The 13597-nt window shown below is 73.0% G+C and carries 17 protein-coding genes and 1 tRNA gene; 10 read left to right on the top strand and 8 right to left on the bottom strand.

The annotated features are described in order from the left end of the window. The first annotated feature begins 218 nt into the window (after nt 1-218). Nucleotides 219-620 (top strand): winged helix-turn-helix transcriptional regulator, encoded by a 402-nt coding sequence (locus tag AB7J25_RS06525; RefSeq protein ID WP_428506096.1) that lies wholly within the window; start codon nt 219-221, stop codon nt 618-620. Here AB7J25_RS06525 and AB7J25_RS06520 read toward each other — a convergent pair. Beyond that, entirely contained in the window at nt 586-1185 is a 600-nt protein-coding gene (locus AB7J25_RS06520) for a TetR/AcrR family transcriptional regulator (RefSeq protein ID WP_428506094.1), read from the bottom strand. The genes AB7J25_RS06525 and AB7J25_RS06520 overlap by 35 nt on opposite strands. Nucleotides 1186-1230: 45 nt before the next feature. Between AB7J25_RS06520 and AB7J25_RS06515 the strand changes: the two genes are divergently transcribed. Then, the gene (locus AB7J25_RS06515) at nt 1231-2427 is read left to right on the top strand and encodes an oxygenase MpaB family protein (RefSeq protein ID WP_428506092.1); all 1197 of its coding nucleotides are present in this window, start codon (nt 1231-1233) and stop codon (nt 2425-2427) included. An 11-nt stretch (nt 2428-2438) separates the two neighbouring features. On the opposite strand, the gene AB7J25_RS06510 is transcribed toward AB7J25_RS06515, so the two are convergent. Next, nucleotides 2439-3239: a class I SAM-dependent methyltransferase gene (locus AB7J25_RS06510; RefSeq protein WP_428506090.1), complete on the bottom strand. Its 801-nt coding sequence runs from the start codon at nt 3237-3239 to the stop codon at nt 2439-2441. 259 nt (nt 3240-3498) lie between these two features. On the opposite strand from AB7J25_RS06510, the gene AB7J25_RS06505 reads away from it, so the two are divergent. Continuing rightward, a complete protein-coding gene (locus AB7J25_RS06505) occupies nt 3499-3831 on the top strand; it encodes a hypothetical protein (RefSeq protein WP_428506088.1) in 333 nt (110 codons plus the stop codon). A gap of 27 nt (nt 3832-3858) precedes the next feature. Here the strand turns inward: AB7J25_RS06505 and AB7J25_RS06500 are convergent, their stop codons facing one another. Further along, entirely contained in the window at nt 3859-4044 is a 186-nt protein-coding gene (locus AB7J25_RS06500; protein ID WP_428506086.1) for a MerR family DNA-binding transcriptional regulator, read from the bottom strand. Between the two features lie 95 nt (nt 4045-4139). Here AB7J25_RS06500 and AB7J25_RS06495 point away from each other — a divergent pair, with 95 nt between their 5' ends. Together AB7J25_RS06495 and AB7J25_RS06490 are read left to right on the top strand one after the other, a co-directional pair. Next, on the top strand, nt 4140-4394 hold the full coding sequence (locus tag AB7J25_RS06495; protein WP_428506084.1) for a hypothetical protein: 255 nt from the start codon (nt 4140-4142) through the stop codon (nt 4392-4394). Between the two features lie 146 nt (nt 4395-4540). Continuing rightward, a complete protein-coding gene (locus tag AB7J25_RS06490) occupies nt 4541-5542 on the top strand; it encodes an FUSC family protein (protein WP_428506082.1) in 1002 nt (333 codons plus the stop codon). Here AB7J25_RS06490 and AB7J25_RS06485 read toward each other — a convergent pair whose 3' ends face one another. The 3 genes from AB7J25_RS06485 to AB7J25_RS06475 form a co-directional block, all read right to left on the bottom strand. After that, a complete protein-coding gene (locus AB7J25_RS06485) occupies nt 5543-5998 on the bottom strand; it encodes an arginase family protein (protein ID WP_428506080.1) in 456 nt (151 codons plus the stop codon). Nucleotides 5999-6336: 338 nt separating this feature from the next. Then, nucleotides 6337-7116, bottom strand: coding sequence for a TSUP family transporter (locus tag AB7J25_RS06480; protein ID WP_428506078.1), 780 nt, complete (start codon nt 7114-7116; stop codon nt 6337-6339). Nucleotides 7117-7281: 165 nt separating this feature from the next. Beyond that, nucleotides 7282-7362: transfer RNA gene (locus AB7J25_RS06475), tRNA-Tyr, on the bottom strand. An 82-nt stretch (nt 7363-7444) separates the two neighbouring features. Here AB7J25_RS06475 and AB7J25_RS06470 point away from each other — a divergent pair. Beyond that, a complete protein-coding gene (locus AB7J25_RS06470) occupies nt 7445-7936 on the top strand; it encodes a YajQ family cyclic di-GMP-binding protein (protein WP_428506076.1) in 492 nt (163 codons plus the stop codon). A 75-nt stretch (nt 7937-8011) separates the two neighbouring features. Here AB7J25_RS06470 and AB7J25_RS06465 read toward each other — a convergent pair whose 3' ends face one another. Further along, nucleotides 8012-8752 carry an alpha/beta fold hydrolase gene (locus AB7J25_RS06465; protein ID WP_428506074.1) on the bottom strand — a complete coding sequence of 247 codons (741 nt, stop codon included), beginning with the start codon at nt 8750-8752 and terminating at the stop codon, nt 8012-8014. Between the two features lie 141 nt (nt 8753-8893). On the opposite strand from AB7J25_RS06465, the gene AB7J25_RS06460 reads away from it, so the two are divergent. Both AB7J25_RS06460 and AB7J25_RS06455 read left to right on the top strand, forming a co-directional pair. After that, entirely contained in the window at nt 8894-10678 is a 1785-nt protein-coding gene (locus AB7J25_RS06460; protein ID WP_428506072.1) for a vWA domain-containing protein, read from the top strand. Nucleotides 10679-10702: 24 nt separating this feature from the next. Then, nucleotides 10703-11503 carry a hypothetical protein gene (locus AB7J25_RS06455; protein ID WP_428506070.1) on the top strand — a complete coding sequence of 267 codons (801 nt, stop codon included), beginning with the start codon at nt 10703-10705 and terminating at the stop codon, nt 11501-11503. Nucleotides 11504-11659: 156 nt separating this feature from the next. Here the strand turns inward: AB7J25_RS06455 and AB7J25_RS06450 are convergent, their stop codons facing one another. Then, nucleotides 11660-11866, bottom strand: coding sequence for a hypothetical protein (locus AB7J25_RS06450; protein ID WP_428506068.1), 207 nt, complete (start codon nt 11864-11866; stop codon nt 11660-11662). Between the two features lie 350 nt (nt 11867-12216). Here AB7J25_RS06450 and AB7J25_RS06445 point away from each other — a divergent pair, with 350 nt between their 5' ends. After that, nucleotides 12217-12864, top strand: coding sequence for a CDP-glycerol glycerophosphotransferase family protein (locus AB7J25_RS06445; RefSeq protein WP_428506066.1), 648 nt, complete (start codon nt 12217-12219; stop codon nt 12862-12864). Next, complete coding sequence (locus AB7J25_RS06440; protein WP_428506064.1) at nt 12857-13591, top strand: NTP transferase domain-containing protein; 735 nt, start codon at nt 12857-12859, stop codon at nt 13589-13591. The genes AB7J25_RS06445 and AB7J25_RS06440 overlap by 8 nt, the downstream gene beginning before the upstream one ends. The last annotated feature ends 6 nt before the right edge of the window (nt 13592-13597 follow it).

The raw sequence follows: 13597 nt of genomic DNA, 5'->3' as shown, positions 1-13597 counted from the left end.
GCGTTGATCGCGCTCGCCCGCCGGCTGGTCGACCTCGTCTGGGCCCTGGTCCGCGACAACCGCCGCTTCACCACCGAGGCACCGGCCCCGGCAGCCACAGCGGCTTGACACGGTCATTGAAACTCCTGGAGGTTCGGGGGCTGACGTCCCGGGCAACCTCCCGTGCGGCGTGCTGCTTCCCAGCGGAGAACAGGCACCTTGAAGTGAGAGGCTCTCTGATGGAGAGTGTTCTGGTGGAGGCCACTCCGTTCGCGAAGAACTGCGGCAGCCGACAGGTTCTGGACCGGATCGGCGACCGCTGGAGCGTCCTCGTCGTGCTCATCCTCGCCGACGGCGTGAAGCGCTACGGCGAGATCGCACGGCGGATCGAGGGCATCAGCCAGAAGATGCTCACCCAGACGCTGCGCGGCCTCGAACGCGACGGCCTCGTCACCCGCACCGTGCATCCCGAGGTGCCGCCGCGGGTCGAGTACGCGCTCACCGGCCTCGGCCGCACCGTCGTGGACCTCGTCGCCGCCCTGGAGGAGTGGGCCACCGGCCACCTCGGCGAGGTCGAGGCCGCCCGCGCACGCTACGACGCGGCCGTCAGCGGTCGAGGTGGGTCGCGACCAGCGCCGTGAGCTCGTCGATCACGGTGTCGCGGTCGATCGGCGGCCGCTCTAGGACGTAGCTGATCGTCACGTGCTCGACCGCGCGGACCAGAAGCCACGCGACGGCCACCGCGGGACGGCCCGGATCGCGGTCTGGCCGGGATCCGATCGCGACGGTGAGCATGTCGTCGACGCGGCGGGCGAACGCGGCGCGCGTGCTGGCGGCGGAGCGGGGCACCTGCTCGACGAGGACCCGCAGCAGGTCCGGCTGCTCCTCGTAGACGTCGAGCATCGCGGTGACGACGGCGCGCACGCCATCGGCCGTGGGCGCGCCGACGGAGGCGAGGAACGCGCGTGAGACGCGAGCGACCACGTCCTGGGAGTACCGGTCGAGCACCTCGGCGAGCACGGCGGACTTGTCCGGGAAGTACTGGTAGAGCGACCCCGGGCTGATCCCGGCCGCGGCCGCGATGTGGTTGGTGGTGACGGCGTCGTAGCCGCGCTGCACCAGGACCTCCCGTCCCGCCGCGACGATCCGCTCGACCATCCGCCGGGACCGCTCCTGGCGTGGTTCCCGGCGCATCCGGCTCGTCATGACGCGAGTTGAATGCGAGCAAATATTCGTGTCAGCATCGATCGCATGATCGCACAGGTCACCGGGGTCCATCCGCGGCGGTTCGCGAGCGCCCCCGGGCGCAACGCCCGCATCGCCCGTCCCCTCGGGATCGTCGCCCGCGTGCGCGCCCCGGACGAGGAACTGCTCGACCGCATCGGCCGCCGCATGTTCACCCGGGACGAGCCCGCCGCCCGCCTCGCGGCCGCGATGGGCTCCGAGGTGACCATGGGACAGTTCCGCCGCGCCCTTGCCCACGGTGTCGATGCAGGTTCCCCGGCGGTGCTGCGCGAGTTCTTCGCGCTCGTCGAGGACACCCCCGCCTGGGTCGCCCCGGACCTCGTCGAGCGCGGCGCCCGCGCCTTCCGGCGCCTGGGCCGCAGCCGCGACGACGTCCTGCTCCAGCTCTCCCTCATCGGCGGCTACCGCTTCGAGGGGCCCGCCGACCTGCTCGTCCGCACCGGCGGCCTCACCGGCTCCACCGCGCAGCGCCGCCTCGGGGAGACCCGGATCTGGGGCGACGCCGTCAGCGCTGCGGGCGGGATGCGCCGCGACGGCGAGGGCTGGCGGCTCACCGTGCACGTCCGGCTCATGCACGCCCTGGTCAACAGGCGGTTCGAGACGAACGGCCGCTGGGACGTCGCGCGCTACGGCCTGCCGGTCAACCAGGCGGACGCGGCGGCGACGCTCGGGCTGTTCAACTCGACCGCCCTGCTCGGCGTGCGGCTGCTCGGCCGCGTCGTCACCCGCGCCGAGTCGCTCGCGATCATGCATCTCTGGAGGTACGTCGGCTGGCTCATGGGCGTCGACGAGGACTTCCTCTTCGACACCGAACGCGAGCAGAACGTCTTCAACTACCACGTGGTGCTCGCGCAGGCCGGGCCCACGCCCGCGGGCGCGCAGCTCGCGGCGGCCCTCGTCGACGGGCAGGTCGCCCTCGACCACGGCAGGCTCGGCACGCTGCGCGGCCGCTACGAGCGGCTGCGCACACTCAGCATGCTGCGCTGGTTCCTCGGCGCACGCAGCCTGCGCGAGCTGGGGCTGCCCGTCACGCCGCCGTGGGCGATCCCGCCGATCGTCGCCGCGAACCTCGCCCGCTCCGTCCTCGCCCGCACCGGCGTCGGGGGGCGCCTGCTGGAACGGCGGTCGGCGCGGTTCGTCCGCCGCGAGCGGGCGAAGCTCTTCGGCGGGGCGCCGGAGCGGATCGGGGCGCTGCCCGGCTGAACGGCGACGGTCTACGGCACCGATCCGCGGACGGCCCACGCACGGGCCCGCAGCGGTATCGACCCGTCGGCCCGGCGCGGCACCAGGGCGAGCAACCGGTCGCGGAGGTCGCGGCGGCGCTCCTCGGGGAGGGCGGCGCAGTAGCCGGGTGCGGGGCCCTGGCCGCCGAGGAACGGCCGCCACAGGTCGTCGACACCCGTGAAGACGGTGGGCACCTCGATCGCGGTGACGTCCACGTCCCCCAAGCCTGCGGCGGCGAACAGGTCGCGCAGCGCCTCCGGCCGGCAGAGCGGGAAGCGCCGTCCCTCGTCGAGCTCGGCCGCGGCCGGGTCCTCCGCGACGGCGGCGTCCCAGAACAACCGGATCAGCTGCATGCCCTCGGCGTAGTCCCACACGTAGGCGCCGATCAGCCCGCCCGATCGCGTGACGCGGCGCATCTCGGCCAGCGCCGCGCGCGGCTCGGGCACGAAGTTGAGCATCAGCGCGCTGACGACGACGTCGAACTCGCCGTCCCCGGCCGGGATCGCCGTGGCGTTCCCCGTGGCACCCCGGAACGCCGGGTCCGCGGTGCCCGCCCGGGCACCCGCCAGAAACGCCTCGGACGGATCGACCCCGAGCACCCCGGCGGGTCGCTCGGCGGCCAGGACGGCGTGCGCGAGTGCGCCCGTCCCGCACCCGACGTCGCACCACGACGCCCCCGGCCTGCCCGGCAGCCAGCGCAGGAACAGCGGGGCGACGAGCCGGCTCCACCGGCCGATGTACGGCTCGTACGACTCGTCGCTGGTCCATTCCTCCGTGGGACGGTTCGACATCGCAAGGCCTCCCGTCGGGCACCGTGCCCGGGAGACGAGGATGCACCCCGCCGCGGGTGCCACGGAACCGATGGTTTCCGCCGCCGGGACGGGTCCGCACCGCGCACGTCCGACGCGTGACGCACCTGATGCACGACGTCACCGGACGGGTCGTGGTGGGGTCAGCCACCCGTCCACGACGGGGGCCTGCGCCCTGGTGAAGCGCGGGACTGCCGAGGGACCCTCGGGAGGTACGAGCCGCGGACCGGGGGGGAATCGGATGGGGCTTCTGATCATCTGGGGCGGGATCGTCCTGCCGCTGGCCGCGGTCCTGATCATCGGTGGCGCGTACATGGTGCGGACGCGGCGCCTGCCCCGCCCACAGGTGCTGTGGCGGCCGTTCCGCGGCCGGCCCGGTACGCCGGACATCCGGCTCCTGGGCTGGCAGCAGGTGAGCCTGGGCACGGGTTGGCTCCTGCTCTGCACCGGCCAGTTGCTGGTGGCCACCGACCGGTTCCCCTGGCCGCTGCCCGCGGCCCTCGGCGTCGCCGCCCTCGCGCTGTTCGTCCTCGGGTTCGTCCTGGGACGTCGCGCGGTCGCGACGGCCGGGTAGCAGCCGGGCCGCGATGCCTGAGCGCGGTCAGCCGCGGCGCTCCTGCAAGGCCCGCAGCTGCGCCGTGACGTCCTCCACGCGCCACCGGCGGTGGCCGGAGGGGAGGACCATCGCGGGGGTGACGTAGCCCTTCTCCGCGTAGCGCACGAGCGTCCGCGAGGACACCCCGAGCCGCCGGGCGACCTGCGCGGTCGTCAGGAGGTCATCGGGCACAGCAAGCACCGTACGTCCGGATAGTCACCTGTTGGTCGGATCAGACCGATATGCTCATTCTGTCCGAGTTGACCGAGTTGTGACAGGATGTGCGGGTGTACGTCTACGCGATCCACACGACCCGACCGAACGATGCCGTCGGCGCCGTGGAGATCATCTACGCGGACGAGCGCGAAGCCCGGGAGTACGCGGAGTCACGATCCACGGATCACACGGTCGTGTCGGCATCGGTCACCCGGTACGTCGTGGGGCAGCTCGGCGCACGCACCCCGCTGGCGCTCTACCTCGACGGCCGGGCGCACCCCCGGCCGGACCGGCACACGGGAAGGCTGTACCCGACGGCGGACTGACACCCCCAGCCCGGCCCCTTCCGCATCGCCGAGCGGCGTCGCAGCGACCGCACGGGTCACGTGGGTCCGCACTGGCTGCGAGGATCAATGCCTGGTTCAGTGTCGCTGTCGGCACCAACGCCGGCCCACCTGCCGATCAGGACGACGTGACCGATTCGACGCAGACCAGGGATCAGCCTCCGGCACTGGAGTGGTCGTGGCCGCGTGCACTCGTCGGTGCGGTGTACGGGATCCCGGCCGCGGTGGTGGCGCTGTACGACCCGCAGGCCGGGCTCCCGCTCGCGCTCGGCGTGCTGCCTGCCGCCATCATGGGCATTCCCGCCCGGCGCCGCGCCCGGATCAGCATTCTGATCGTCGGGGTCCTCGCCGGGGCGTCGTTGTTCCTCGGCGGTGTGCTCGCCCACCTGCCCCTCGTCGCCGGCGGCGTGCTGCTCGGGGCCGCGGTCGTCGGGGCGGCCCTGCTCGCATGCGTCCTGCCGGCAGGCCGGCTGGTCCTCGTCCTGTGCGCACCGCTCGTCGGGGCCGGGCTCTCCTACACCGACTACGCATCGTCGGCGGCGAGCTTCCTGCTGCTCAGCGCCGGCGCTGCGTACGCCTGGCTCGTCGCGCTGCTGTGGCCGCCGGGGTCCGCACCCGAGCGGAAGCAGGCACCCCTCCCGAGCCGCCCGGCCATGCTCGACTACGGGATCCGCATGGGTGTGGCCGCGGCCATCGTGTACGCCATCGCCGCGAGCCTCGACCTGGACCATCCCGGCTGGGCCCCGGCGGCGTGCCTCCTGGTCGCCAGGCCCCAGCTCGACCTGCTTCAGAGCCGGGGCGTCGGCCGCGTGCTGTCGGTCGCCGTCGGCGCCGGCGCGGCCGCGCTCCTGCTGTGGGCGGACCCGGCCGACTACGTGTACGCGATCGTCGCCGTCGCCATCCTCGCCGCCGCGGCGGCGACGGCCAAGAGCCGCTGGTACATCACCTCCGCGTTCGCCACCTGCCTCGTCTTCCTGATGATGCTCAACGGGCATGTCGGGGAGACCGCGGCCAAGTTCGACGAGCGCGTCGGCGAGACCGTCCTCGGGGTCGCCGCCGCGTACCTCTTCGGGTGGGCGCTCCCGGCTCTTCGCGCCTGGCTCGCCGACCGGCACCGCGCGGCGACCTGATCAGGGGGCCGAGGGTGGGGTCGAGATCAGCGGGAAGCCCTGCAGGATCTGCTGCAGGTGCATCACCTGCCGCGGGAAGAACTCGGCGATCGTCAGGCCGACGACGTCGGTTCCCGCGGCCACGTCAGCGATGATGCGTCGCACCTGGGCGCTGCTCAGGCCGTCCGGTAGGGCACCGAGCCCGAGCACGATCTCGTTGCTGTCGACGGTGTCCACGTCGAAGTGGATCGCGACCCGCGAGCAGCCGGTGGCGGCCAACCAGGCCAGCAACGGTCGGGTCGACTCGCGCAGGTCGTCGGGGCTGAACGCCGTGATGCCCCAGGCGGCGACGTGGGGGAAGTCGTCCTCGGTCCATTCGTGCAGCCCGACCAGGGCGACCCGTTCGGGCGGGACGGTGGCGGGGAGCAGGCGGAGGATGTCCGCGTCGCCGTGGCCGGTCAGCGCGGCGACGGCCATGGCGTGGAAGCCGGGGTACTCGCTGGTCGGCGTGGCCCTCGTCGCCCAGGGTGACCGGCACGACCGCGGTCGGGCCGTCGCCGGGCGGCAGGATCGCACCGAGGACGGCCGAGCCGACGGCGTAGCCGCGCCGGGCCACGTCGAAGGGGAACTCCGACGCGAGCGCCCGCACGCTCGAGGTACCGGCGCCCTGCCACTGCGGGCACAGCAACCGCAGGGTGACACTCTCACCGTCGGCCGCGATCCCCGTCTCCGGGGCCGGTGCGTCCTCGATCGACCTGTCGGCGTCCACGTCGGCCGACACTACTTCCGAACGTGTTGCGTGGTTCCGGTCCTGGTCAACCACGCGCGGCCTGGACGACGTAGCTGACCGCGAGGCCGATGGCCAGCGCTCCGAGCAGGAAGCGGAGCCCTGTCTCGGGGACCCGCGGTTGCAGGCGGGCACCGAGGTATCCGCCGATGAGGCCGCCGAGTCCGCACAGGAGTCCCACACCCCAGTCCGGGCTGACCGGGCCGTCGGTGGTCAAGGAGAGAAGGCTGAAGGTACAGACCCCCGCGACGGAGGTGAGGAACGTCGCCGCGAGGGCCGCAGGGGCTACGACTGCGACCGAGAGGCCTGCGCCGACGAGGATCGGGCCGAGCAGCGATCCGCCACCGATCCCGTAGATCCCGCCGACGATCCCCACTCCGACGCCCATCACCGTGATGGTCGTTCCACTCACGGCCCGCCACGGTGCAGTCCGGTCGCGCCGGCAGGTGCACAGCCAGATTCCGAGTGGGAGCAGCACCGCTGCCGCGAGGAGCCGAAAGATGCGGTCACCGGGCGCGACGTAGACGCGGACGACTGTGCCGATCACGACGCCGGGAAGGGTTCCGGTGATCAGCTGGCGGGTCAGCTGACCGCCGAGGGCACCCGTACGTCGGTATCGCAGGATCGCGCCCGGCGTCGAGACGACGTTGAACAGCAGGTTGGTCGGCGTGACCGCCGGGCTGGGGATGCGCAGGATGTCGAGCTGGACGGGAAGCAGGAACACCGCACCGGAGACGCCCACCGGCGAGGTCACGATGGCGACCACCAGTCCTGCGCCGAACGCCAGGAGGGCCAACTGCGGGCTCACCCGGCGATCATTGCCGAGCTCGAGCCGGGGACATGCGCCGCCCCTGGTTCGTGATCGCGACCGCGAGCCGCCGCAGTCAGCAGGCCGGGACCGGACACACCCGGACCGGACGTCGAACGGCCCCTGACCGCGTTTCCGCAGTTCAGGGGCCGTTCCGCGTGGGTGTGGCGGGTAGAGGATTCGAACCTCTGTAGCTTTCGCGACGGATTTACAGTCCGCTCCCATTGGCCGCTCGGGCAACCCGCCGGGTGCGCCGTGGCGCGGGAACGAGGATACGACAGCGGTGATCGGGCCCGGTGCAGGGGGCCCGCCCGCGAGGGAGGAAACGATGGCGGACCCGTCGTTCGACGTGGTGAGCAAGGTCGACCGCCAGGAGGTCGACAACGCGCTGAACCAGGCGGCGAAGGAGCTGTCGCAGCGGTTCGACTTCCGCGGCACCGGGACGTCCATCGCCTGGCAGGGCGAGGACGGCGTGGTGATCCAGTCCGAGACGGAGGAGCGGGCGCGCGCGGCCGTCGATGTGTTCAAGGAGAAGCTGGTCAAGCGCAGCGTTTCGCTGAAGGCGTTCGACGTGGGCGAGCCGGCGCTCTCGGGCAAGACCTACAAGGTCGGCGGGAAGATCCTCCAGGGCATCGCGCAGGACAAGGCCAAGGAGATCTCCAAGGCCATCCGCGACGAGAAGCTCAAGGGCGTGCAGGCGCAGATCCAGGGCGACCAGCTGCGGGTGTCGGGCAAGAAGAAGGACGACCTGCAGGCGGTCATCGCGCTGCTGAGGGCGAAGGACTTCGGGATCGCGCTGCAGTTCACGAACTACCGCTGAGCCCACCGCCGGGACATGATCACCGAGAACGGTGCATGGCGCTCGGATATGCGCGCCGTATACCGCTGCTGGCGATCATGGTGTTCGGCCCGTGGCGCTGACGAGGGCCGCGACGGCCGCCGGGTCCTCGACGTGCGCGTTGTGCCCGACTCCCGCCAGCTCGACGGGGTCGGCGACGAGCGCCCGCAGCTGGGCCGTCGCCACCATCGGGTCGTTCTCGCCGCGGGCCAGCGTCACCGGCACCGGCGACGCGGCGAGCAGCGCCGCGACCCCGGGCTCGCCCACCGCGAACGCGCGCACGTCCAGCGCGGGGCGCCAGCCGTCCCCCTCCGCGACCACACCCGCCGCGTGCGCCTCCGGCTCGACGAGCCCCGCGAGCCCGGCGACCTTCAGGTGCCGCGCCAGTGCCTCGTCACGCGTGGGATGCGTTCGGGCGGGACGCGCGGCGAGGGCCGCGGCGCGCTCCAGCTCCTCGGTGGTCCACGCCACCTTGACTCCGACGGCGACGACCGCACGCACCCCCGGCCGGTCCGCGAGGTGCAGCGCGACGACCCCGCCGAAGGAGTGCCCGAGCAGGACGGTGCCCGCCGGGTCGACGAGATCGGCCACCTCGGCCGCGACGGCAGCGAACGTGTACCGCTCCAGCCGGGCCGACCCGCCGTGACCGGGCAGGTCCGGGGCCGCCCACGCCCGACCGGGGAGCGCCGCCGCCGTCGCGGCCCAGACGTCCGCGCTGGCGCCGAGGCCGTGCAGCATCAGCACCCGCGGTCCCGGCGCGTCGGCCGGCCCGCCACGCAGCACCCGAAGCCCCGTCACGGCGCTCAGCATCGCAGGCCCCCGAGGCGACGCGAGCCGACCCGAACCGACCTGGGCCCGACCCGCTCGTCCCTCAGAATCGCCGGCCTGCCGGCCCCGCTAGCCTGGCGCCGCATGATCACCCGACCGTGAGGAGACCCGATGGCACGGCGCGTACTCCCACTCGTCGTGGCGGGTGTGGTCGCCGTCGGGCTGGTGGTCGCGGTCCGGGCCTTCGTGGCAGGCGGCACCGGAGCCGAGGCCCCGACCAGGGCGGACCGCCCGGGCTGCACCGAGCTGAACGTCACGGCTTCCTCGGAGAAGGCGGCGCTGCTGTCCTCGGTCGCGGACGGCTACAACGCGGCGGGCCGGGAGGTCGACGGCACGTGCGTCGACGTGCGGGTCACCGCCATGGCCTCCGGCGCGGCCGCGGAGGCACTGGCGAAGGACTGGCCGACCACGAACGGCCCGCGCCCCGACGTCTGGACGCCCGCGGCGAGTACGTGGGCCGGGATCCTCCAGCAGCGCCTCAGCGCGGCGGACCGGCAGGCGATCGTGCCGGACGAGCGACCGTCGATCGCGCAGTCCCCACTGGTGATCGCGATGCCGCGGCCGATGGCCGAGGCGCTCGGCTGGCCCGATCGCGACATCGGCTGGGCCGATCTCGCCGCCCTCGCGACGGACCCGGCCGGCTGGGGCGCGAAGGGCCATCCCGAATGGGGCCCGTTCAAGCTGGGCAAGACCAACCCCGCAATCTCGACGAGCGGGCTCGCGGCCACGGTCGCCACGTTCTTCGCCGCCACGGGCCGCTCGACCGACCTCAGCAGCGCGGACGTGAACGACCCGGCGGTGCGCCGGTTCGTCGAAGGCCTCGAGACGAGCGCGGTCCACTACGGCGACACGACGCTCACGTTCCTGGACAACCTCACCGCCGCGGCCGCGCGCGGGCAGGGGCTCGGGTACATCAGCGCGGTCACGGTCGAGGAGAAGTCGGTCTGGGACTACAACCGGGGCAACCCCAGCGGCGACCCGGCCACCCTCGGTGAGGGGCAGCCGCCGCGGGTGCCGCTGGTGGCGGTCTACCCGCGGGACGGGACGCTCGTCTCCGACAACCCCTACCTCGTGCTCACCGACGTCGATGCCGCGAAGAAGGCCGCCGCCGCGGACTTCCTCGCCTTCGTCCGCGAGCCCGACCAGCAGCGGCGGTTCACCGATGCCGCGTTCCGCAGTTTCGACGGCGTCCCGGGCGCGGCCATCGCCCCGGCCGACGGCCTGCTGCCCGACACACAGGTCCCGGTGCTGCGCCCGCCGAACCCGGCGGTGCTGACGCAGGTCGTGGAGTCGTGGGCGCAGCTGCGCAAGAAGGCCAACCTCGTGTTCGTGCTGGACGTGTCCGGGTCGATGGGCGAGCCGGTGCGGGGCGCGGAGACGCGGCTGGACCTCGCGAAGCAGGCGGCCGTCGACAGCCTCGCGCTGCTGGGTGGCCAGGACACGCTGAGCCTCTGGACGTTCTCCAGCGAGCTCCCGGGTGAGACGTCGCCGCACCGCGTGCTGGTGGCGCCGGGCGCGGTGGACGCGGTGCGCGGCACGTACCCACGGCTGATCGAGGGCCTCGAACCGGGCGGTGGGACGGCCCTCTACGCGACGACGCGGGCCGCGGTGGCGCAGGTGCGGCGGGAGTTCGACCCGACCCGGATCAACGCGGTCGTGCTGCTCACCGACGGGGTCAACGAGTACCCGCCCGACGAGGACCTCGACGGTCTGGTCGCCGACCTCGACACCGAGGACGAGCGCTCCCGCGTGCGCGTCTTCCCGATCGCCTACGGCGCCGAAGCCGACCTGGATGTGCTCCGGCGGATCGCGCAGGCCAGCACGGGCGCGGCCTACGACGCGGGCGACCCGGAGAGCATCGACAAGGTGCTGCGCGACGTGGTCTCCAACTTCTGAGTCTGCGACTTCTAGGCTGGCCGCATGGGATGGCGCTCACGGCTGGCCGATCCGTGGGGGGCGCTCGTCGCCGTCACGGCCGGTGGCGTCGCGTGGGCCGTCCTGCCCGGCGCGGCGATGGCCGTGCCGATCGGGATCGGGGTCGCTGCGGCCGTCTTCGGGGCGAAGATCGCGGCGGACGCGCTGCTGGGCCTGCGCGCACCACATGCGGAGCTCCCGCGCGCACCGGAGCCCACCGCGCTGCCCGACCCACGGCGCGGAACGCCCGCCCGGGCGCTGCTGGACCGCGCGGAGAAGGCCCTGCAGAAACTGGACGCCACCGTGGAGTCCGCGGCGGCGAGCGCGACCCGCGAGCAGCTGCGCGCGATCCGGGACGAGGCCGCGGGCACCCGCGCCGGCATCCGCAGGCTCGCCGGGCAGGCCGCGGCGTTCGCCGAGGCGCTGGATCACGTCCCGGCCGGCCGCCTGGAGAAGGAACGCAGGCGGCTCGCCTCCGTCCTGCGCCAGACCCGCAACCCGGAGGCCGCCGCGCAGCACCGGGCCGCGCTCGGCGGGGTGGAGCAGCAGCTCGCGGCGCGCGCCCGGCTCGCCGAGGCCCACGAGATCACGGTCGCGAAGCTGCAGTCGATCACGCTGGGCGTGGAGGGTCTGGGCACCCGGGCGATCGAGCTGGTCGCCCTCGCCGCGGGCACCGACCACCTGCCCGAGGACCGCCGCATCGACGATCTCGCGGACGAGCTCGAGGCGCTGCGGCTGGGCATCGCGGACGTGGAGCGCCGGACGCGTCCGGCCCTTGCCCCGGAGCCTCCTGCCACGTCGGGTTGAGCCCTCCTGCAGGGGCGGTGGAAACATCCGGTTACCGGGGCCTGGACGTCTACCGTCGCGGCGGCGACGACCTCACAATGAGGCACCCACAACTCCATCGATCCACCGGGAGGCCGCTGCATGGGGCTTTCGCCCGTCCCGCAGACGACACAGACGTCACCCGCACCACCCGCCGCGAGCCACCGCCATCTGAACGGCCGCCGCGTCGCCGATCCGGACGGCTACGTCCCGGGCGAGGCCGTGCCCGGCGAGGTGGTCGTGTACTTCGCCGAAGATCCCCGGCGGGTCTACCAGCTGCGGCAGTGGCTGCCGGTGCTGGAACGGCTGGACGGGCACCATCGCGTGACCCTGCTCCTCACCCATCGGGACACCTATGCGGTGGTGCGGTCGCAGACCCCGCTGCGGTCCGTGCTCGTGCCCACGTGGCCGGACCTCGCTGACCTGTTCGAGGCCAGCGACTTCAAGGTCGCGATCTACGTCAACAACTCGGTCCGAAACTTCCAGATGCTCGCCGCCCGCTCGATGCTGCACGTGCACGTCAACCACGGCGAGAGCGACAAGGTCTGCATGGTGTCCAACCAGGTCAAGGCCTACGACCGGGTGTTCGTGGCCGGCGAGGCGGCGGTGCGCCGCCACCGGGCGGCCCTGATCGAGTTCGACGAACGCGCCCTCGTCCGGGTGGGCCGCCCGCAGCTGGACCTGCGCCCGAGCCGGTGCTGCCGGCGTCGTCACGGCGCACGATCCTCTACGCCCCCACCTGGGAGGGCGAGAACGCCTCCAACGACTACACCTCGGTGGCGCTGTACGGGCCCGCGATCGTGCGCGCGGCGCTGGCCGTGCCGGACGTGCGGGTGGTCTACAAGCCCCACCCGCGTGTGGCGTCGAGTCCCACCCCGCAGATCGCGGCCGCGCACGCGGAGATCCGGTCGTTGCTCGGTGCCGAGGACGTGGAAGCGACGGGCGCGGACATCCTCGCCGTGTTCCCCGGCTGCGACATGATGATCACCGACGTGTCGTCGGTCGGGCTGGACTTCCTGTATCTGCACACGGACCGGCCGGTGTTCCTCTGCGACCGCCACGGCGACCGCGAGCGCCTGCTCGCCGACGCGCCGATCGGGCGGGCCGCCGACGTGGTCGACGCGTCGACGATCGGGGTGCTCACCCACCTGCTGGCCCGCCGCCTCGTGGTCGACGTCCATCGCCGGGCCCGGGAGGCCCTGCGGATGCACTACTTCGGCGATCTCGCCCCGGGCGCGTCCACCGCCCGCTTCCTCGCCGCGGTCACCGACACCATCGCCGACCGCGACCGCGCCCTGGCCTGCCGTGCCGTCGGCGACCTCCCGGTGGTGGCCGGTGTCTGAGCAGCTCCGGATCCCGCTCCAGGTGGTGATCCTCGCCGCCGGCATGGGTACCCGCCTCGGGATGCCGATGCCCAAGCCCCTGACCCCGCTGGCCGACGGGCGCAGCATCCTGGGCCGCCAGCTCGACCATCTGCACGCCGCGTTCGGCGCGGACGTGCACGTCACCGTCGTCGTCGGGTTCCGCCCGGACATGGTGATGGCCGCGGCCCCGGACGTCACGTTCGTCTACAACGAGCGCTACGAGCACACGAACACGTGCAAGAGCCTGCTCAAGGCGCTGCGGACGTCGCATCCCGGCGGCGTGCTGTGGCTGAACGGCGACGTCGTGTTCGCGCCGAGCCTGCTGCCCGCGATCACCCCGGCGGTCACGGCGGATCGCACGTTCGTGTGCGTGAACACAGAGCGTGTCGGAGCCGAGGAGGTCAAGTACACTCTGGACTCCGACGGCTTCGTCGACGCACTGTCCAAGCAGGTCGTGGGCGGTCTCGGCGAGGCGGTCGGGATCAACTACATCGCGGCGGACGACAAGGCCGTCCTGCTCCGGCAGCTCGAGGAGTGCCGGGACCAGGACTACTTCGAACGCGGTCTGGAGGCCGCGATCGCCGCCGACGGCTTGCGGGTGGAGGCCGTGGACATCTCCGCCCACTTCGCGATCGAGATCGACTTCGCCGACGATCTCGCCCGCGCGAACACGGAGGTGAGCAGGACCGTCACACCTGCGGCGTGAACGTGG

The sequence above is a fragment of the Pseudonocardia sp. genome (assembly GCF_050246655.1).
Taxonomy (GTDB): domain Bacteria; phylum Actinomycetota; class Actinomycetes; order Mycobacteriales; family Pseudonocardiaceae; genus Pseudonocardia.
Note: the sequence above shows the minus strand (reverse complement) of the source record. Positions and strands in the feature narration are given on the sequence as shown.